General features: G+C 48.3%; 19 protein-coding genes. 8 read left to right on the forward strand and 11 right to left on the reverse strand.

What is annotated here, in order from left to right; translation table 11 throughout:
• Window positions 1–4: 4 nt before the first annotated feature.
• Complete coding sequence (locus AC0YNS_RS28030; RefSeq protein ID WP_475784216.1) at window positions 5–337, reverse strand: PadR family transcriptional regulator; 333 nt, start codon at window positions 335–337, stop codon at window positions 5–7.
• Between the two features lie 249 nt (window positions 338–586).
• Here AC0YNS_RS28030 and AC0YNS_RS28035 point away from each other — a divergent pair, with 249 nt between their 5' ends.
• Entirely contained in the window at window positions 587–2,326 is a 1,740-nt protein-coding gene (locus AC0YNS_RS28035; RefSeq protein ID WP_475784217.1) for a M28 family peptidase, read from the forward strand.
• 401 nt (window positions 2,327–2,727) lie between these two features.
• On the opposite strand, the gene AC0YNS_RS28040 is transcribed toward AC0YNS_RS28035, so the two are convergent.
• Window positions 2,728–3,123, reverse strand: coding sequence for a winged helix-turn-helix transcriptional regulator (locus tag AC0YNS_RS28040; RefSeq protein WP_475784218.1), 396 nt, complete (start codon window positions 3,121–3,123; stop codon window positions 2,728–2,730).
• A gap of 163 nt (window positions 3,124–3,286) precedes the next feature.
• Here AC0YNS_RS28040 and AC0YNS_RS28045 point away from each other — a divergent pair, with 163 nt between their 5' ends.
• Both AC0YNS_RS28045 and AC0YNS_RS28050 read left to right on the forward strand, forming a co-directional pair.
• On the forward strand, window positions 3,287–4,519 hold the full coding sequence (locus AC0YNS_RS28045; RefSeq protein WP_475784219.1) for an MFS transporter: 1,233 nt from the start codon (window positions 3,287–3,289) through the stop codon (window positions 4,517–4,519).
• Window positions 4,520–4,543: 24 nt separating this feature from the next.
• Window positions 4,544–5,386 carry an aldo/keto reductase gene (locus AC0YNS_RS28050; RefSeq protein WP_475784346.1) on the forward strand — a complete coding sequence of 281 codons (843 nt, stop codon included), beginning with the start codon at window positions 4,544–4,546 and terminating at the stop codon, window positions 5,384–5,386.
• Between the two features lie 112 nt (window positions 5,387–5,498).
• Here the strand turns inward: AC0YNS_RS28050 and AC0YNS_RS28055 are convergent, their stop codons facing one another.
• From AC0YNS_RS28055 to AC0YNS_RS28090, 8 genes are all read right to left on the reverse strand, one after another.
• On the reverse strand, window positions 5,499–6,320 hold the full coding sequence (locus tag AC0YNS_RS28055) for a serine/threonine-protein kinase (protein WP_475784220.1): 822 nt from the start codon (window positions 6,318–6,320) through the stop codon (window positions 5,499–5,501).
• A 134-nt stretch (window positions 6,321–6,454) separates the two neighbouring features.
• Window positions 6,455–7,300 (reverse strand): carbohydrate ABC transporter permease, encoded by an 846-nt coding sequence (locus tag AC0YNS_RS28060; RefSeq protein WP_475784221.1) that lies wholly within the window; start codon window positions 7,298–7,300, stop codon window positions 6,455–6,457.
• 13 nt (window positions 7,301–7,313) lie between these two features.
• On the reverse strand, window positions 7,314–8,216 hold the full coding sequence (locus AC0YNS_RS28065; protein WP_475784222.1) for a carbohydrate ABC transporter permease: 903 nt from the start codon (window positions 8,214–8,216) through the stop codon (window positions 7,314–7,316).
• 88 nt (window positions 8,217–8,304) lie between these two features.
• On the reverse strand, window positions 8,305–9,693 hold the full coding sequence (locus tag AC0YNS_RS28070) for an ABC transporter substrate-binding protein (protein WP_475784223.1): 1,389 nt from the start codon (window positions 9,691–9,693) through the stop codon (window positions 8,305–8,307).
• Between the two features lie 155 nt (window positions 9,694–9,848).
• Window positions 9,849–11,129 carry an extracellular solute-binding protein gene (locus tag AC0YNS_RS28075; RefSeq protein WP_475784224.1) on the reverse strand — a complete coding sequence of 427 codons (1,281 nt, stop codon included), beginning with the start codon at window positions 11,127–11,129 and terminating at the stop codon, window positions 9,849–9,851.
• 27 nt (window positions 11,130–11,156) lie between these two features.
• Window positions 11,157–12,143, reverse strand: coding sequence for a substrate-binding domain-containing protein (locus AC0YNS_RS28080; RefSeq protein ID WP_475784225.1), 987 nt, complete (start codon window positions 12,141–12,143; stop codon window positions 11,157–11,159).
• A gap of 12 nt (window positions 12,144–12,155) precedes the next feature.
• On the reverse strand, window positions 12,156–13,943 hold the full coding sequence (locus AC0YNS_RS28085; protein ID WP_475784226.1) for a cache domain-containing sensor histidine kinase: 1,788 nt from the start codon (window positions 13,941–13,943) through the stop codon (window positions 12,156–12,158).
• A gap of 2 nt (window positions 13,944–13,945) precedes the next feature.
• Entirely contained in the window at window positions 13,946–15,571 is a 1,626-nt protein-coding gene (locus AC0YNS_RS28090) for a response regulator (protein ID WP_475784227.1), read from the reverse strand.
• A 224-nt stretch (window positions 15,572–15,795) separates the two neighbouring features.
• Between AC0YNS_RS28090 and AC0YNS_RS28095 the strand changes: the two genes are divergently transcribed.
• From AC0YNS_RS28095 to AC0YNS_RS28105, 3 genes are read left to right on the forward strand one after another with little or no spacing between them, the layout of a single operon-like run.
• Window positions 15,796–16,242: a hypothetical protein gene (locus AC0YNS_RS28095; RefSeq protein ID WP_475784228.1), complete on the forward strand. Its 447-nt coding sequence runs from the start codon at window positions 15,796–15,798 to the stop codon at window positions 16,240–16,242.
• Between the two features lie 7 nt (window positions 16,243–16,249).
• Window positions 16,250–16,462, forward strand: coding sequence for a helix-turn-helix transcriptional regulator (locus AC0YNS_RS28100; RefSeq protein ID WP_475784229.1), 213 nt, complete (start codon window positions 16,250–16,252; stop codon window positions 16,460–16,462).
• Between the two features lie 18 nt (window positions 16,463–16,480).
• Complete coding sequence (locus tag AC0YNS_RS28105; RefSeq protein WP_475784230.1) at window positions 16,481–17,212, forward strand: DUF4386 domain-containing protein; 732 nt, start codon at window positions 16,481–16,483, stop codon at window positions 17,210–17,212.
• 75 nt (window positions 17,213–17,287) lie between these two features.
• Here the strand turns inward: AC0YNS_RS28105 and AC0YNS_RS28110 are convergent, their stop codons facing one another.
• The gene (locus AC0YNS_RS28110) at window positions 17,288–17,548 is read right to left on the reverse strand and encodes a hypothetical protein (protein ID WP_475784231.1); all 261 of its coding nucleotides are present in this window, start codon (window positions 17,546–17,548) and stop codon (window positions 17,288–17,290) included.
• 202 nt (window positions 17,549–17,750) lie between these two features.
• Here AC0YNS_RS28110 and AC0YNS_RS28115 point away from each other — a divergent pair, with 202 nt between their 5' ends.
• Both AC0YNS_RS28115 and AC0YNS_RS28120 read left to right on the forward strand, forming a co-directional pair.
• Window positions 17,751–18,155: a CBS domain-containing protein gene (locus AC0YNS_RS28115; RefSeq protein ID WP_475784232.1), complete on the forward strand. Its 405-nt coding sequence runs from the start codon at window positions 17,751–17,753 to the stop codon at window positions 18,153–18,155.
• A 922-nt stretch (window positions 18,156–19,077) separates the two neighbouring features.
• Window positions 19,078–19,800 (forward strand): siderophore-interacting protein, encoded by a 723-nt coding sequence (locus AC0YNS_RS28120; protein WP_475784233.1) that lies wholly within the window; start codon window positions 19,078–19,080, stop codon window positions 19,798–19,800.
• Window positions 19,801–19,817: the final 17 nt, after the last annotated feature.

A 19,817-nucleotide genomic window follows, 5' to 3' on the forward strand; every position in this document is an offset into this window, starting at 1 on the left:
CGGATCACTCCTTATATGAAATTTGAGCCAGCTGACCGGCCTTCAGAAGCTCTTCTAACCGAACCATTTCGGCGGCTACGACTGCCTTGCCATCTTCTGTGATCGCATACATCTTACGCCGGGGATCAAAGCCATCCGGCGCGGGGGACGGATCAATGAGCCCTTTGTTCAGCAGGGTATTGAGTGCGGTATAAAGTGTGCCTGCGCCGATCTTCACGCGGCCGCTGCTCATCTTCTCGACGTCTTGCATAATCCCGTATCCATGAGAAGGCGCTGTGTGCAGTGCTACTAGGATGTAATAAAAAGCCTCTGTAAGGGGCAAGGATTCTTTGACCATAGGGTTCACTCCTATCCTCTATATCGACATCCGATATATCTTATACCGATATAATACTCCTGGATATATCGGGTGTCAATATAGTTTGCGTACAAAAGTTGGAAAATAGGCGGAACCGTCGCAAATACCGATGGTTTTACCAAAATTTTACCGTTTCCGGGCTATTATAGATTTAGTTGTGATCTGCAGAGGTATTTGAACTGAGGTTCTTAGTGTTGAGGTGATTTATAGGAGGCGTGGGGAGGAAATATGAATAGACGAATATCGAGGATACTTCTGCTAATCGTAGTTATGGCGGGGCTTTGGATCGGTTTTCTGCAGATGAGACCGCCATCACCACCGACGGAGTCGAATGCTGATTATCCTGCCTTTGAACGGATGCTGGCTAACTTGAAGGCGATGACGGTCGCGCCGCATCCATCCGGTTCCAAGGAGCTGGAAGCGGTACGGACGCATCTATTGGCTGAAATTCGAGATATGGGGTTGGCACCGACCGTGGATCATGAAGTGTACACGGCAGCCGACTTGGAGGCTGAGCATCTTGCCCAAGATGGCCCGCCGAGGGAAGTTCGAATGGAAAAGAAGAAACCTGCAGCCGGCGACAAGAAGCCTGCTGCAGGAGGCGGGACATTTGACATCGTACATAGAGAAGGTCCGCCATTGAAAAATCTGGCTTTGAGCAATATCTGGGTGAAACTGGACGCCCCTGATACAGATCACGGTATTCTTATGCTGGCTCATTACGACAGTGAGGACAATGCTCTTGGTGCGGCTGATGATATGGTTTCCGTCAGTTCGTTATTAGAGGCCATGCGCGAACAAGGGAGTCATCCCGAGCTGCTCAAGAACGATCTCTACTTCTTGTTTACGGATGGGGAGGAAGAGACGGCGTTAGGCGCCAAAGCCTTCGTGAAGTCGCATCCGGAGGTTAAGAGCAAGATTGATCTCGCCATTAATTTCGATGCGCGCGGGAATCGAGGCGGTCTGCTTATGTTTGAGACATCGACGCCAAACTATGATCTCTTGCAGCATTTCCAGTCGGCAAGCTCCCATCCGATTGCGTTCTCGTTCACAACCGGGCTTTATCGCAAAATGCCTAATGGTACCGATTTGACCTTCTTTATGGAAGCGGGCTATCAAGGGCTAAATTTCGCAGTGGCAGAAGGCGTGGAGCACTATCACCGGATGTCCGATAACGTTGGAAATTTGGATCGCGGTACGGCTTATGATTTCTTGCAGACTGCCATGGAAATGGCTGAATACGCCGCAGGAAACGAGCAAATTGGCGGGGCCAGCGGTTCGAAACGCGACAGCGTCTTCTTCACTTTTCTGCCCGGTCATCTTATAGTCATGAATGATCTAGTCGCGTATTTGCTAGCTGCATTGGCTGTGTTAGCTTCGCTGGTCTGGTTGATGATGCAGCTTCGGCTGGGCAAAGTTAAGCTTGGCCAAGTCGCAGGCGGCACGGGGTGGTTGGCGGGTTCGATTGTGGCGATGGGGTTACTGAGCTGGGGTCTTGTTTTGTTGGTAACGCAGATGATGGGGTTGAGCAAAAGAACGAACAATGATCATGTTTTTCTCTGCCTGTTCGTTGTGCTAAGCTTGATCATCCTTGTTGTTATTTACTTCCGCATGCGTAAACACTCAATTGCCGAAGCGCTGGCAGGCTTGCTGCCGATTCAGATACTGCTCACGATCGGAACGACGTTCCTGTTCATGGAGCTCAGTTACTTATTTGCATTATCCACGCTGGGCATGCTGATTGTCGCCATCATGGATTGGCATCGTATTGGACGGATGATTGCCTCGTCAGTGCTTGGTTTTGGAATCATGCTGCTTTATGTGCCGGTAGGCTGGTTAATCTATGTCATGTTTATGATGCCCATATCGCCGATTGTTATCGCCTTGAGCGTAATGCCGTTTTCGATTCTTACCGCATTCTTCGCAACGACCTATAAGCCGGCCGCCAAAGTTGCTGCTGAGCTGTAATAAAAAGCAAAGCCCCCTCTATAAGAGGGGCTTTGCCGGTCTGTCGAGAAACCCGTGTTTGTTACAACGTCGGTTTATTAGCTTCCGGTACGGTAGTTCTATGTGCCTCCGTGATGAGTGCATACTTTGTCGTCGCATTCCAACGCTAACGGTTGTGACAGTGGTTATTTGGCATAAATTAGCCCTTTTTATTGTTTAACGGTTGCCAGCGAGCTTATTTGATCATGTTCCCCTTGAAATCGACCCATTTGTTGCAAATAACGACTGTGGCAACCGTTAGATTTTCAAAAAGGCTCATTTGTATGAAATAACCACGCTGGCAACCGTTAAAATTATTTTCATGATGTATAGACAACAAAGTGGCTGCCCGAGACTTTCTCGGGCAGCCTGCAAAGCCCCCTCTATACGAGGGGGCTTTCTTCTATTTGATTGTCTTTATGATTCAGAATGCTTTCCTCCAGCACAGCAGATCGATCGCCATATTCTTTAATAATATGGGTGTCTCCCCAATTGCACAGCGCATTTAATATGGCTTCCAAGCTTCGGCCATAGTCGCTGAGCTCATATTCCACTTTAGGCGGAACCTGATTATAGCTAATCCGATTGACGATGCCGTCATGCTCTAATTCTCTAAGCTGCTGCGTTAACATTTTCTGCGTAATCCCCGGCATGAGGCGCCGGAAATCACTTGTTCGTTTCTTCCCGTGTGTCAGATGACAGAGGATGACGCATTTCCATTTTCCGCCGATCACCTCAAGCGTTGCTTCCACCGAGATGTTGTATTTCTTCTTAAGCAAAGGCCGTTCCTCCCCCGAACATCCAATAGGCACTTTTAAGTGCGTATAGCACTTGGAAGTGCCTATATCACTATAAAGTACGTACTGTTCATACAAACTTATTTCATCTATAGTAGCACTTACCGGCCGGGAATAACAAACTAAACGAAAGAAGAGATCTCACATGGCATTCGATAAAAAGAGAAGTACATTAGCCCTGCTTGCGCTCGCCATAAGCGCCTTCGCAATCGGGACAACGGAGTTTATCAGCGTGGGACTGCTGCCTCTAGTCTCGCAAGACTTGAACATATCTGTGACTACTGCCGCTTTAACGGTAACTATATATGCGCTTGGGGTAACGTTTGGCGCTCCAATACTGACTACTTTAACGACTGGTGTCCCGCGCAAAACCTTGCTGCTATGGATCATGATTGTCTTTATCGCGGGGAATAGTCTTGCGGCAGGGGCAAGCGGGATTGGCATTCTGCTGACAGCTCGCGTAATTTCGGCATTCGCACACGGCATCTTCATGTCGATTGGCTCAACCATTGCGGCTGATCTCGTACCCGAGAACCGCAGGGCGAGCGCTATTGCGATTATGTTCTCCGGACTTACTGTGGCGACCGTTACAGGTGTGCCGCTCGGAACTTTGATCGGTCAAGAATGGGGCTGGCGGGCTGCGTTTATTGGGATCGTTGTAATCGGCATTGTTGCCCTGATCGCCAACTTGATCTTGATTCCCGCGAATATGCGCAAAGGGAGTCGAACACCGCTTCGCGAACAGCTCAAGATTGTTACGAATGGGCGGCTGCTGCTGGCATTCTCTATTACGGCAATCGGGTATGGGGGGACCTTTGTCGTCTTCACTTATTTATCCCCGTTGCTTCATAATATAACCGGATTTAAAGATACGACGATTGCGATCATTCTTCTCGTATATGGCGTGGCCATTGCGATCGGTAACGTCATTGGTGGTAAAGCGGCCAACCGCAAGCCGGTTTCTGCTTTGTTCTATATGTTTATTTTGCAATCCATCGTGCTGCTCGTCCTAACGTTCACCGTGCCGTTTAAAATTGCGGCTCTGATTACGATTTTCTTCATGGGGCTGCTGGCTTTCATGAATGTGCCGGGCTTACAGGTGTATGTCGTGCTGCTGGCTGAGCGTTACGCGCCCAAAGCGGTTGATACCGCATCTGCTGTCAATATTGCCGCGTTTAATGCGGGCATTGCGATTGGGGCTTTTATGGGCGGCGTCGTGACGGACTCCATCGGGCTTGTTCATACGGCATGGGTGGGAGCATTGATGGTCTTCGGAGCGGTTATCTTAACGGGTAGAGCACGAGTCTTGGAGCGGCGAGCTGAAGCAAACGCCCCATCTGCAACGGAATCTACACCTGCACAAGCGTCTTCATACTAAACATAAACAGGAGGTTTTTAGATGATTTCGACACATATCCAAGATACAACCACGCTGCACAACGGTGTTACAATGCCTTGGCTTGGGCTAGGCGTATTTCAAGTGGCAGAAGGCGACGAGCTGGTCCAAGCTGTCAAAACAGCGATTAAACAGGGCTATCTCAGTGTAGATACAGCAGCCATTTACGGAAATGAGCAAAGTGTGGGGCAGGCCATTCATGAAGCCATATCCGAGTCTGGGATCACAAGAGAAGAGCTGTTCGTGACGTCGAAGGTTTGGAATGCAGACTTGGGCTACGAGGCGACGCTGGCGGCGTATGAGACAAGCTTAGCTAAACTAGGTCTAGACTATCTTGACCTGTATCTCATCCACTGGCCGGTGCAGGGCAAATACAAGGAAGCATGGCGGGCGCTCGAAACGCTCTATAAAGAGGGCCGTGTACGAGCGATTGGCGTGAGTAATTTCCAAATCCATCATCTTGAAGAGGTAATGAAGGATGCTGCCGTTAAACCTATGGTGAACCAGGTGGAGCTCCATCCACTGTTACAGCAGCAGGAGCTGAGACGATTCGGTGCGGAGCACGGTATTCAAATCGAAGCCTGGTCCCCGTTAATGCAAGGTCAGTTGCTGGAGAATCCGGTGTTACAAGAAATCGCAGATGCCCATAGCAAATCGATTGCTCAAGTCATCCTGCGCTGGGATTTGCAGCATGGCATTGTAACAATTCCAAAGTCGACGAAGGAGCATCGCATCATCGAGAATGCCTCGCTGTTTGATTTTGAGCTCACGGCCGATGAGGTAGCTCGCATAGATCAGCTGAACCAGGACCTTCGTGTCGGCCCGGATCCGGACAACTTTGATTTCTAAGTTGGGCTTTCCTAGCGGACAATATCCGATAAAGAAATGTTGCCAGCAGGGCAACATTTCTTTTTTTGATTAGAGATCAGCCACAAGAGAGGTACTAGTTACCGTTCATTCGTTACGCGTTCATCCAAGCCTCATAATACTCCTCAAGGGTCGGATACCGATCGTCTTTATCGGCACTAATCGCTCGCAGAGCCGCGCGGTGCTGCTTCTCGGAAGCTTGCCATTTCTCGATAGAGCGGTCCATACCGCCGCCCATCAGTTGAAATGCGGTAGCTCCCATTACGAAAACATTGGATCGCTCATCGATCTCTGCGCCTAGCTGAAATTCTTCCGGAGACATATAGCGACTGGAGCCCCACATGCGTCCCATCGTATTGATTACGGGGTTCTTGCTATATACTTCAATATCGCAAATCATAGTCCGTTGTGTGCGGAAGTCATACATGATCGAGCCATCGTAGAAATCTAACGCGATATAACCACATTTGATGGTATGGATGTGAAATAATACGAGGTCCGAGTAGATCTCCAGCTTTTCTTCAATCGGCAGGGCTAAGAATTTATCGTGAGACTGATATTGCCTACCCATACATTCGCCTTCAAACCACTCATAGACAGTCAGATATCCGCCGGGGATCACCTTGTGCGCAATCATATCAATGAGCACCGGATGACGTAAATCCTCATATACAGCGACGGTGAATCGGAGTCGAGCGATGGCTGCTTCCGGACTGACGTTGCTCTCTGAAGTGGCTGCACCGGCCATTTTCAAGAACAGCTTCCTGTTCTCGTTCTCCTTATGAACGCCAAAGCACAGATAGCCGGAATCCTGCTTGTCGAAGACGGCAAAGACCTTGCCATATTGCGCAAGAAAATCAAAGTTAAACTCCGCTTTCAACCCAAAAGATACGCCATCGATTGTATGAGTTATCATCTCTACCTCCTTGAATTAGCCGCCCTCACAAGAGCTATTTGGTTCAATTATAACGGATTCCCGCCATCGAAAGTGAGAAAAGAGGGCTGTTCCATAAGTCATCCAAGATGACTTATGGAACAGCCCTCTAAATCTTATTTCACGGCGCCAGCGGTAATGCCGCTTGCGATTCGACGCTGGAAGATAATATACATGAACAGCACAGGCACGATCGTAATAAGCAATGCAGCGAATAGGGGACCCCACTCCGTCCGATACTGCATTTCCGCTCGCATGACGCCGATCTCAACAGGCAGCGTATACTGCAGGGGATCATTGACGAGAATCGTACCTACGATATACTCGTTCCAGATGTTTAAGACATTGATGATAGCGAGGGTGATCAGACCTGGCTGCGACAAGGGCAGCATAACTCGGAAGAACGTTCCGAAATAAGAGGTACCATCAACGATAGCCGCTTCTTCCAGTTCCTTCGGCAGCGATTTGAAGAATCCGACGAGCACGAAGATCCCGAAAGCCAGCAAGCTTGAAGCGTAAACGACAATCAATCCGAGCTTCGTATTAATTAAACCCATCGAATTCATTAAGAAGAACAGAGGGATAAGTGCCAGCACGAATGGGATCATCATCGAAGAGATGTAGAGCAGATACAGCATATTACTGCCTCTGAACTTATATCTTGCGAGCACGTAGGCCGTCATAGCGGATAATATAAGGCCTAACCCCGTGGAGCCAGCCGTAACGACCAGCGAGTTGATGAAATACGTACCGAAATTGTAATTGCTCCATACATAGGAGAAATTGGACCACAGCAGCGGGAATTCCGGCAAGGACCAAGGCGCGTTGCGGAAGAACTGCTCGTTATTTTTCAAAGCATCCAGGAGTGTCCAAAGCAGCGGGTATAAGACGGATAACCCCCATACGCCAAGGATTCCATAGAAGAATAGTTTAGCGACCGGATTTTTTAAGCCTACAATCATCTCGAAGTCCTCCTTAACTCATCTCGACGGTCTCATGACGCATTAACCGCTGAAGTACGATTGTCGTAATTAACGACAAGATCAAGATGATAAATCCTATCGAAGCACCATAGCCGAAATGATATTGGCGGAATGCCATTTGGTACAAATAAGAGCCCATAACCTGCGTGCTGTTATCCGGTCCGCCCTCTGTCATGATCCATACAATAACGAACGAGCCGTTAAGCGTTGTCATCATAATATTGAGCGTCGAAACTTTAATTTGCTCCCAAACGAGCGGCAGGGTAATGTTGCGGAATTGTCCCCATTGTCCCGCCCCTTCTAAGTTTGCAGCCTCGTAATAGGAATCCGGAATACTCTGAATCGCGGCGATCAGGAGAATCATATAAAATCCGATACCGGCCCAAATTGCCGGAGGCAGCAGCATCCAAATCGTGTGATTCGTAAATCCAAGCCAGGTAATCGTGACCTGTTCTTTGGTGAATAGCGATAGAAACGCGTTCAAGAAACCGATTTGCGGATTATATATGAAGTTCCACAATACGCCGATGACGACGACGGAAATAACATTCGGAATGAAGAAAATCGACCGGAAGAACCCTGACAGCCTAAAGCCAAACCGGGTAAGCGCTACAGCGAAAAAGGTCGCGATCGTCATAATGCCGATAACCTTGCCCACTACCAGAAAATAATCGTTGCCAATCGCTCTCCATACAATGGGATCGTGAAACAATTCCTTGAAATTATCCAAGCCGATAAACGTTTTATGTTTCGACATACCGGACCAGTCGAAGAAAGAGAAATACAATCCTTGCGCAACCGGATAAATCGTAAATACCCCAAAGAACAAGAGAGTAGGGATAATGAAGGTTGCGATAAATACATTACGCTGCCACTTAGCCGTTCTATGAGTCATAGTGCCTGCCATCCCTCCGAGTAAATTCGCAGAGAAGGATCGAGGCGGCTGCCCCGATCACCCTCCGCGTTAAGCCTCTGAAGGCTTATTATTTACTTACTTTTTTCACTGCGTCAGTTACACGTTTGACCCACTCTTCAGGGGTGATTTTGCTGATTGTAAGGGCATCTGTTGCATCCATCATCGCTTTATCCACGTCTGCGTTGTAAGTGATCGTCGGGATAACAACGGTGTTTGGATCTGTTAGGTATTTCGCTGCATCCTTAACGAAGTTCGGCGCGTTGGAGGCACTGATATCGCCTTTGATGTTGGAAGGTGCACCGCTAAGCTCTGCCCACTGGGATGCTTGCGCTTTAGAGAAGATGAATTGCAGGAATGCTTTCGCTGCATCTTTGTTCTTCGCATCTTTAGCGATTGCTACTGTTGATGTCGAAGTATTCGCTACAACTTTGCCGCCCGCATCTTGCGTTACGGAAGGAATGAAGCCGAAGTCGAAGCCATCCGGAATGTCTTTGGACATTTCGTTAGGCAGCCACAGGCCGTTCGGGATAAAAGCATCCTTGTTCTGCAAGAAGAGCATTTGCGAATCGGTGTGGTTGATTTGAATCGACGCCGGATCGATGAAGCCTTTGTCGCGCAGCTCTACGATTTTGTTCAAAGCCGTAAGTACGGCAGGGCTTTCGAAAGCTTCTACTTTATTAGCTGCCATGTCTTGAAGGATCGTGAAATCATTGTTATTCGCCGAAACGATGGCCGGGTATAGAATCGATCCGTTGATGTAGTACGGATATTTACCGGTGTGGATGAATGGATTGATGCCGGCTGCTTTGATTTTGTCGCTAGTGTCTAGGAAGGATTGGAAATCAGTAGGTTCCGTCCATCCTTTTTCTTTGAACAAAGCTTTATTCCAGAAGACGCCCCATGAGTTAAGCACGAGTGGAATGTTGAATACTTTACCGTCGAATTGCTGTGCAGGCTGTGCCAGAATGTCGGTGATGAGATCGCCGTCAATGTTTTTGGCATCCTTCAGCCAGTCGGTCAAGTCTTCGAGTTGGCCATCTTCAACCATTTGGCGGTCATTCAAGCCAGCGCCGTCGATGTAAACGAAATCAGGCGGGTTGCCTCCGATCCAACGTGGTTTCATTTGCTCATTGATTTGCGGACCGCCGGATTGCTTAATCTTCAGATCCGGGTTAGCGGCTTGGAAATCATTGATAACCTGTTTCCACCATTTGTCGCCGTATCCGCCAACGAAATATTGAATTTCGAAGTCGCCGGTCAATTTAGCGGTTGTATCCGTGGATGTGTTAGTGGAATTGGTTGCTGTTGTGTTCTCCGTGGTATTGGCAGTCGTATTCTCGGTAGTCGTGTTGGTGTTGGCAGCCTCGTTGTTATTCTTGGAACCGCATCCTGTCAGTGATACGGCAGCCAGAATGCCGGCAAGACCGATTGCAGCCATTTTTTTGTTCATGGTCATAAAAGCAAACCCTCCCAATAATGATGATTTACGCTTGTTGTGGTCGTTCACAAGTGAACGCCTGCGCTTGTTCTCATCATAAGGCGGGAGGGCTTTGGTCTCTATCGAATATCTTCCACGAATTCTTTGTTTTCTTCTTTTCTTCTTCTGCCGCGTTATCGGCCGCTCTTGGATTCGGCAAATTGCTGCAGCTTGTCCAGCGCGTCCTTCGGCGTAAGATGCTCGTAGAGGACGGCATCACCCATCTTGCGGGCGTAGTCGAGGACGGCCTGCCAAGCGGGCTCCCCAACCGGATAGAACATCGCTTTGCTCAGCGCATCGAGATTGCCTTTCATGACGGTGTCTTGCATGGACAACTGGCTGCCGACAGTGCTTGTTACAGGGAGCAGTCCTTCGCGCTTAATCATATCGCCATAAGCCGAATCGTCGTACAGAAAATCCAGAAACGTAGACAATGCTTCTTTGTTCGTATGATCGGTCTTGAAGGAGATGAGCACATCCTGCACGGCGAACGTAATCGGAGGCTGCCCGTCCTTCACGGGAATCGGACCTTTGTCCCACTTGAGCGCGGGAAATTCTTTCGGCACGACGGAAGTGAAGTAGTTGCCCGAGATGAGCATGGCCAGTCCGCCTCCGCCCAGAATCCGCTGCTTCTCATCACGGGTCGTAACGGTCGGTTCCGGATCGGTTAATCCTTTATCGAATAACGTCTTCAGATACGTCAATCCCGCGATATTCGCAGGGGAATTAATCGTCCATTTGCCATCCTTCGTCCAAGAGCCGCCGGCTCCGTAGAAGAAATATGATAGATACGCTTGTGTCTCATTGTCGGTCAAATCAACGCCGAAACCATCTGCTGCGCCTGATGCTTTAATTTGATGCGCCGCTTTCTCGAGCTCGGACCAAGTGGTAGGCGGGGACTTAATACCGGCCTTCTCCAGCAATTCCTTGTTGTAGTAGAGATTCCGTGTCGAGGCTACGTACGGTAAGGCGAATTGTACGTTGTTCATCTGATCCATCGCCACTAAATTCGGGTAGAGCCTGCCGGCGAGCTCCTTCGAAATAATCGCACCCAAATCATTGAGCATGCCATCCTGGGCGAAATGAGCGTATACATTCGTATTTAGCAGATCGGGCGGTTGATTCTTGCTAATCATCGTCGTATAGATGGCATCTAGATTGTCCCAATTCGCGACTTGAAGCTCGACGTCAATCAGAGGATTCTTGATTTCGAAATCCTTCACGAGCTTCTCTAGGAATGGCTTCGTCTCCGTGCTGTATTCAGCGGCAACAAACCGAATAAGCGCTCTATCCTCCTTGGCGGGAGGCGTCGGCTCTTCGCCCGATGACATACAGGAAGACAGAATCACGGATAGAAAGATGACTGAAAAGGTTGCTTTCCAATGCGGACGGACCGGACGGAAGAAGACGGTCATATGCGGCTCACATCCTTCTCCTAGGTATTATTTGTTCTCAATGAATGGAAACAGCAGCTTCTGATTCTCAGGCAAATACATATTCTTGCGATTGATGACATTGGATTCGATGTATGTAACGGGAGCCGTATTCGTGCCTTCGATCAGACTTAAAGCCCTCTTCACGCCGAGATAGCCCATATTAAACGGCTTCTGCACGATGACCGCATTCAGGACGCCTTCCTCCAGCAGCTGGATTTCGTAGAAGGAGCTGTCGAAGCCGATCAGCTTGATCGCACCTGCTTTGTTCTGTTCCTTCAGCAATTTGGCTACGCCGATGGTCGCGGATTCATTCATCGTAATGAACGTATTGAAGGACTGACCTTCGGCCAGCAGCTTCTTGGCCATCTCATAAGCTTTATCTTCAGACTGCTCGCCATAATAAACGCCAATAATGCTGTCCTTATAGCGCTCAAGAGCATGCTTCAGACCCTGCAGCCGCTCCTTCGAGATCGTGGCATCCGCATAATCGCTTATGATCGCGATAACGGGTTTCCTCTTCGTCTCGTTCACGGCGGTTTCTCCCGCTAATCGCCCAGCTTCTACATGATTGTTTGAAACGACAACTGGGGCAGATTTCATCTCAAGCGGCGTATCGATCACGACCAATTTAATGCCTTCGTCACGAATTTGTTCGAATAGGGCAGGCATGCGATCATCTGCGTAAGGAGCCACCACGATCGCTTGCGGCTTCTCCTTGATGGCCTCTTCCAACTCATGAATTTGCTCGTCCACGTCACCTTCTTGCAGCGGGCCTTGGATGTTAAGCGAGAGCCCGGTTTCTTTAGCCGCTGCTTCTGATCCTGCGCTGACCGCCTGCCAGAAATCCGAACGAACGTTTAAGTTCTTGAGTACGACCGTGATGCTCTTCTCGTGATGGTTCGTTACACTAAACAGTTTAAAGTAGAAAATCGAATAAACAGCAGCAATGAATAGTACGAGCGCCAGCCCTATCGTAAATCTCTGCCTAAACATAACATTCTCCCTTTAATCGAGTTTCGGGATCGAAATCGACACGCAGGTGCCGACTTCAATTTCACTGCGAATTTGGATGCCGTATTCATAGCCAAAATACAGCTTGATCCGCTCGTTGACGTTCCTTATCCCAATCCCTTGATTGCGGGTTTCCCCTTCTACGGGGATCAGCAGGCGTTCGGCTTGTTCCGGTGTCATTCCAAAGCCGTTGTCCTCGACCTCGAATATGATTTTATCATCCGTCTGCCATCCGCGTATGGTAATGATGCCGTCATTAATGCCGTATTTATTGCGAATGCCATGATAGATCGCATTCTCGATTAAGGGCTGAAGCAAGATCTTCAACGTTTTGAAGCCGAGGATCGATTCATCCATCTGAATATCATATTCGAGCTCCTCGTAGCGCATCTTCTGGATGAGCAGGTAGTTCGTAATATGCTCGATCTCCACGCGGATCGGTACCAGCTCCTGATCCTTCGTGATACTTGCGCGGAATAGCTTCGCTAATGCCGAGGTCATCAGTACGACCTCTTCATGCTGTTTCTGCTCCGCCATCCATACGATGGAATCCAGCGTATTGTACAGGAAATGGGGATTAATCTGCGATTGCAGCAGCAGCAGCTCGCTCTTCCTCTTACTCTCTTGATTAAGAATCGTTTCTTCCATGAGAGATTTGGTTCGACTGACCATCATGTTAAACGATCGCCCCAGCTGCCCGATCTCGTTCATTTGCCCGATTTCCGTCTGAATGTCGAAGTTGCCTTTCTCCACTTGCTTCATATCGGATTGCAGCACTTTAATCGGCTGCGATAAACGGTGGGAGAGCCAAACCGAGATGAGCAGGGAGATGGCCAGTCCGCATAAGGAATAGAGAAGGATCGAGTTTCTTAAGTCGTCCTTGCTTGCAATCAGGTCGTCCGTGTAAGCAACACCGGCGATTTTCCAACCGAAATTCGTATCCTGCACGGAATAAATCCGTTTGCCTTCGCCATCATTGACTACGAAGGAGCTGCCGCTTGATGCCTTGATGACATCGGCGATTCGCTCCGACCGCAGTTTGCTGTCGATCAACTGCTGCTGCGGATGATAGACGATGTTGCCGTTATTGTCCACGATGAAGAGGTACCCTTTCTTGCCTAAGTCGATATTTTTGCAAATATCGTTAATGATGCTGAGGTTCAGATCGACGAGAAAGACACCTTCGGCCGTAATGCCGTCTGTGCTCTTGAGCTCTCGGCTTAAGGAAACGACCCATCGGTATTCGTTCTGGATAATATTCTGCACGTGGGGAGAGGAGATGACGGATTTGCCGCCCTCGCTCTTCGCCATCTGGAACCAGCTCTGATCCAGCAACTTCATATTCGGATTCAAGTTCGTAATCCGCCGATCGGATACGAAGCGTCCATTGTAGCCAAAAACCATAATCGAAGCGATGTCTTGGCGGGTGTATAAGATAGCCTGGAAGAGGTCGGATATCCGCTTCTCGTAGATTCGGCGATCCTCGGCGCTTATGTACGAATTGTCGGATATGTAGTACTTGACGTCCTTGTTCGTCAGGGCGAGCAAGGAAATGTTCTCCATGTTATCGACGTAGGATTGAATATTCATGTTGACTTGTTTAATGATTTCTTCGATATATCCCTTGGAATTTCGTTCAACTGCATCGACCGACAGCTGATAGCTGATTAAGCTCGTGAGCACGATGGCCGCGAGAATGAGAAGAGAGAAAGCCAAGGAGATATTCGATTGAATGCTTTTTAACGGAAAAAGGGGTATTCTTCTCGCGCGTTCGCTTGGCATCGTTAGTTTCCGCTCTCCTTAAGCTGCTTCTCTCTGAAGTCCTTCGGGGTCATGCCGGTATGTTTCTTGAACAAGATGCTGAAATAATTCGGGTCCTTGTAGCCGACTTGCTCGGCAATCTCATAGAATTTCATCGTCGTGTTATGAAGGAGCTCCTTCGCCCGCGCTATGCGTACCCCGGTTAAATATTCAATGTACGTTTCACCGGTATGCTGCTTGAAGACGAGACTGAAATAACTGGTGCTCATCAAGACGTGACGGCAGATATCCTGCAGCGACATTTTATCATTGGCGTAATTCGTTTCAATATATTCAACTGCCTGATGAATCTGCATGTTCGTCAATTGGCTGCGGTTATCGGCAATTGTGGCCATTACTGAACGCACGACATCCTTGAGCCAAATCTCGACCTCATCCAGTGTCTTCAGTCCATAGACGTCCATAAGCCGCATCTGTCTGTCGAAGGATGCTTCCGGATCATGAGCGACGAGCTCCTGGATCGAGTTCATCAAGGACAGCACAACCTTCTGCATCTGCAGGAAACAGGCTTCAATCGGAGCGAGGGAGGATTTCAACTCCGCAACACCGTTCTCGATCAGTTGAAAAGCTTCCTGGGCAGCGCCTCTCTTAACGGCAGAGGCTAGCTTGCGGTCCCAATCGAGCTGTGGCGGCAATGGAATGGAGGGTTTGCCTTCCATATCCAGAATGCTTAGCACGCGGTTCTTCCCGAGCAAGAAGCGGTAATCCAGTACGGAGAGCGCGCTCTTGTAGGATTCCGGCAGCTGTTCCAGGTGAGCGCAGGCTCGTCCGATGCCGATCGTGACGGTAAACTTCAAATATTTCTCGATATGGTGCCTGACTTGCTCCGCCAAGGAATAGACCTGCTCGTAGAGCAAGCTTTCGTCATCCTGACCGGATATAATGGCAACCATTCGTTCCTCCCTAGTACGGAAGAGCATCACGCCTTCGCGTTCGAGCGTTTCCTTGAAGATATCAAAAGCCGCAAACCGCAGAAACTCCACATCATGCTCGTACGAATGAAGCTCCCGGTCGCCGAAATCATCAATATCGACGATTAGGACAACATGAAGGGGGAGCGGCGCAGGAATACCGAAATAGGAGAACCGTTCGGTAATTTCCTCCTGATTAAGTCCTACTGCGACCAGGCGTTCGAGGAAGCGTTCTTTCAACAGAGGAAGGCTCTGGTTCAATTGGCTCTTCAATCGCCCGAGATCCTCGCGATGCTTGGTCTCCTCGTCCATCTCTTTCTTGACGCGATCAAGCAAGGAGCGGATTTCATTGGCCGTAATCGGCTTCAGGATGAAATCGGAAACCTTCAGTCTTATCGCTTGCTGCGCATATTCGAACTCATCAAAGCCCGTTAATATAATCATTTTGATATAAGGAAATTGAGTAGAGATCAGACCGGCCAGCTCGAGGCCATCCATGAAAGGCATGCTGATGTCAGAGATCACAAGCTCCGGCTTGTGCTGCTCGACAGCCTCCCAAGCTTCGCGACCGTTCGCATAATCGCCTATTAATTCGAAGCCATGCTCGTTCCAGTTAATCGTATTCTTCAATCCGACCCGGACAACCGCTTCATCATCCACAATAATCACTTTGTACATCGGCGTTCCCCCAGACCACTGCGGTAAGTATAAGCGCTATAATTATTTCATTATGCCTTATTCATAGACCGCTTACAAAGACTTATTATTTGATGATTGGTTAGGAAGCTTGCATATCTGCCTATTTAATGTATAGTTTACTTGACATTATGAATGGTTTTTATTACATTATGTATATCATCATTTACTTTATATGGGGAAGATTATTAACAGGAGGCAAATCCATGACTTACCAAGAGAAGAAGAGCATCGTATCGTTGATCAGCACCATCGTCATTTTCGGTTTCTATTGCTTGTACATGTATGCGCAGTACCCCGAAGCTGGGCTTGAAGCGGAGGAAACCTTTCATTATTGGGGCTCGTTCGTCCTTATCCTCATGGTAGTTTCTATCGTTGCTCATATCCTGATCAGCATTATTTTTAACATCATCTTCAGAATCACCACGCAAGAAAAAGAGCCGACCTTCGCAGATGAGCTCGATAAACTTATCGAGCTGAAAGCGAACCGGATTTCGTTCTTTGTGTTTATCCTCGGTTTTCTGCTTGCTATGGGATCGCTGGTTATGGATCAGCCTTCACAGGTCATGTTCGTTATTCTGATCGCCGGCGGATTCATATCCGATGTGACCGGCTCCTTCACGAAACTTTATCACTATAGGAGAGGAGTTTAAGTCTAAGATGAGTAAGCATCTTGTCGGCAATCACATCCGCAAATTACGCTTCAACCATGATGAAATGACACAGCAGCAATTGGCTGACAAGGTGGGCGTAACCAGACAAACCATCGTGGCTTTGGAGAAGGGCAATTACTCCCCGTCTTTGGAGCTTGCTTTTCGCATCGCGCACGCTTTTAATTTGCCTTTGGAAGAAATTTTCTTTTACGGAGAATAGAAGAGGAGATGGGGGAACATGATGCCACCTAAATTAGCTGCGAAGATTGTGGGAGTACTGTTTATCCTTGCAGCCGTTACGTCGATAATCGCTGCTTTTATTTTGTACAAACCGATCCTAAATAATCCTGATTATCTGGTTGAAGGTTCTAAGCACGGGAACCAAGTGATACTCGGCGCGGTAATGGAGTTGATGCTTGTCGTTTCCGCGATTGGTACGGCGACCACCATGTTTCCCATTCTGAGAAAATACAATGAAACGATCGCGCTGTGGCATATATGCTTTCGATTTCTTGAAGCGATTATGATTACGGTTGGCGTAATCAGCGTGCTGTCCTTGGTGACGCTAAGCCGAGCATTTGTTGCGGGAGGAGCGACGGATACGGCCGCGTTTCAAGCTTCCGGCACTCTATTAACAGCGATACATGACTGGACCTTTCTGCTTGGGCCGCTTTTCATGCTTGGTATCAACACCATGATGTACAGTTATATCTTCTACAGATCGAGACTCGTACCGAGGTTTATTCCTATCCTGGGCATGACAGGGGCGATTCTCGTTTTCGTTTGTGCGCTGCTGGTCATGTTCGGTGTCATTGAACAAGTTTCGTTCTGGGGTGGTATTCTGGCGCTGCCGGTAGCGGCGAACGAAATGATTCTCGCAGTGTGGCTCCTCATTAAAGGCTTCAATGATGCTGCGCTTACTTCTCTGTCTGCTAACAAGAAAACGATGGCGATAGAAGCGACTATGTAACTGAGACGGGCGGCAAGCTGCAGGCGGGCAAATGGTTGATGCAGATCAACCGTTTGCCCGCCTCTTCAACTAGCTCTACCGACAAGCCGGATACGGCAAAATATCATTGATCTGATTAAACGGATAATGGAATGTAGCGAATTGAGAAGCGTACAAATATTGCATGACATACACCTCGCCGCCTTGTACGCCGCAGATGACACCGGATACACCTTGGCCGCTCCGCAGGGAGATCCCGACTGGGCGCCCAGTAAGATACATTGCTTTCTGCTGCAGCGACATGTTAATCTGTGCCTGACCGGGGCTTTGCATTTGACCCGGGCTTTGCATGAACATAAGGAGTCACTCCTTCATATATAGGCAAGCTTGAGCATGCGGAAACGTTAATCACATGTAGTGTATGCCCTGCCGGGTCAGATGCCCTCCGCCGCTGCCCAGCACACTGTTTATGCAAAAATTGGTATGCAAATTGTGTTTCAATTACGCGTATTTAGGGTTAAAACACTCTAGTACCCGCAACCAGAGGAGGAGCTATGTAATGGAAATTGGATTCTTTCTGCTGCCGAAAGAAAAAGTGTCATACTTGACGACATCAGCCACCATGAGAGACGCACTTGAGAAGCTGGAAGCATGCCATTATTCAGCGATTCCGATTATTGACGAGGAAGGCAAATATATCGGTACCTTATCCGAAGGGGACATTCTGTGGAAGCTTCGGGGAACAGCCGGACTCGATTTTGAGAATATGCATGAAATTCCGGTGATCAGCATCAAGAAAAGAATTTATAACGAGTGCGTCGCGATTACAGCGCTCATGGACGATATGTTAACCCTCGCCGCTGATCAGAATTTCGTACCGGTCGTAGATGATGATCGCGTGTTTCTCGGCATCATAAGGCGTAAAGATATTATTGAGTACTATACGCGCAATATTACGGATTGATGGATGTTAATAAGGCATGAATGGCGTCACAGGTCTCGGATCTGTGGCGCCATTTCTCGTATTCGGACATCTGCGGCCATGTTGATATCTCTAACGAATCATAGAGGGCTTAATAGTTATAGGGTGCAATTAAGCCCTTTTGAAATTCTAACGAATCGTAGAAGGGTTATTTGGGTTCAAAATGCCCATTACCTCTCGAATTTAGCTAAATAGGACTTCCACGATTCGTTAGATTTTTTTGGAGGCCATTTTCGCCGAAATAAGGCTTCAACGATTCGTTAGCGCGTACAGCCTTGCACCGGCGAGGGCCAAATGATGGCAACCTTGCACCGACAGCTGGCATTCCGGCAATTTCCTCATGAAGTGTTGTTCTACGAGTAACAAATCGCCCACTAACTTCTGAGGCCACTGAAAAAGTCCAACTGATGAAAGACACAGACTTTTAATTTACTTGCCAGAAACAGGGGTTTTATAGAAGGTTTAATCGTCTTCCTCCTTGAGGTGTACAAACTACACGACAAACCGAAGCCTTCCGAGAATTAAGTTAGTTAACGTGTATAAAATGCATTTGAAATACGGATAACCAGCTATATGCACTAGAAAGAAACGTTTGAATTGTATGAAGTACACGTCATTCGTCATTTGACACTAGAAAGTAGCGATTGTGTTGTACTCCTTACACTTCATCTTCGAGCCGCGTGACAGTTGATCCCTCGCACCTCATTACTTTGGCAGCTAGAGAGCAATGTCACAATAAATCGAATCGCTACGATCGCTAGAAAACCTACGAAGTTCTTCAATGGCCTCCTAACTTCTTGGAAAGCCCTCTGTTGGTCGTCATCCTCGAGACGGATTACAACGGCAGTGGAGTCATGCTATATTGTTTCCTAGGAAACAACGAGTGTGGAGGAGCTGTGAGATCATGGGTTTAGTAGAAAGTCTGGTTAAGAAAATGTCGCGCAAGGCTGTCGTCGTGAGTAAACAACAAATTGCCGATCATACGTATCGCATTTCAATGGAGCTGCAGGATTCGGACAAGATGCCGTATACACCGGGGGAGTTTCTTCGCGTATTCGTAGGAGAGGGTCAGCCGGTCAAATTATCGGAGATGATAAGGACCTATTCCGTCTGGAACTATGACACGCAAAGCCGGATTGTAGATATAGCTGCGTGTACGTTCTCTTCAGGTGCAGGTGCGCGCTGGGCCAAGCAAGTGAAGGTCGGCGACCCCGTTCACTTCGCAGGGCCGAAAGGGAAGTTCGTGTCCGATGATTCGGGGGATTATTACATCCTGATCGGCGATATTTCGGCACTGGCCCATCTCTACGAGCTTAACCGCCATATTCCTGCTTCTAAGAAAGTGTTCAGTCTCGTGTATGCGGAGAAGGAACAATCCTTCTTCCCAGACCTAGATGGCCAAACGAAGCTTACTTTCCGTTCGTTACCGGCGAATCCGGTACAAGCGTTGATCGAACAGATCGAGCACATCACGAAGCAGGTACAAGGAAGAGGCGTGGTGTATGTAGGCGGCGATGGGCGAGTATGCGTGGAACTTCACAATTATTTCAAGAAAACGTTACAATGGGATCGTGGGCAAATTAAAGTAAAGCCATTTTGGATGCCCGGCAAAACAGGACTCGAATAATCGTTGGAGGCCATCCA

This window comes from Paenibacillus sp. J22FR21, from assembly GCF_056269135.1.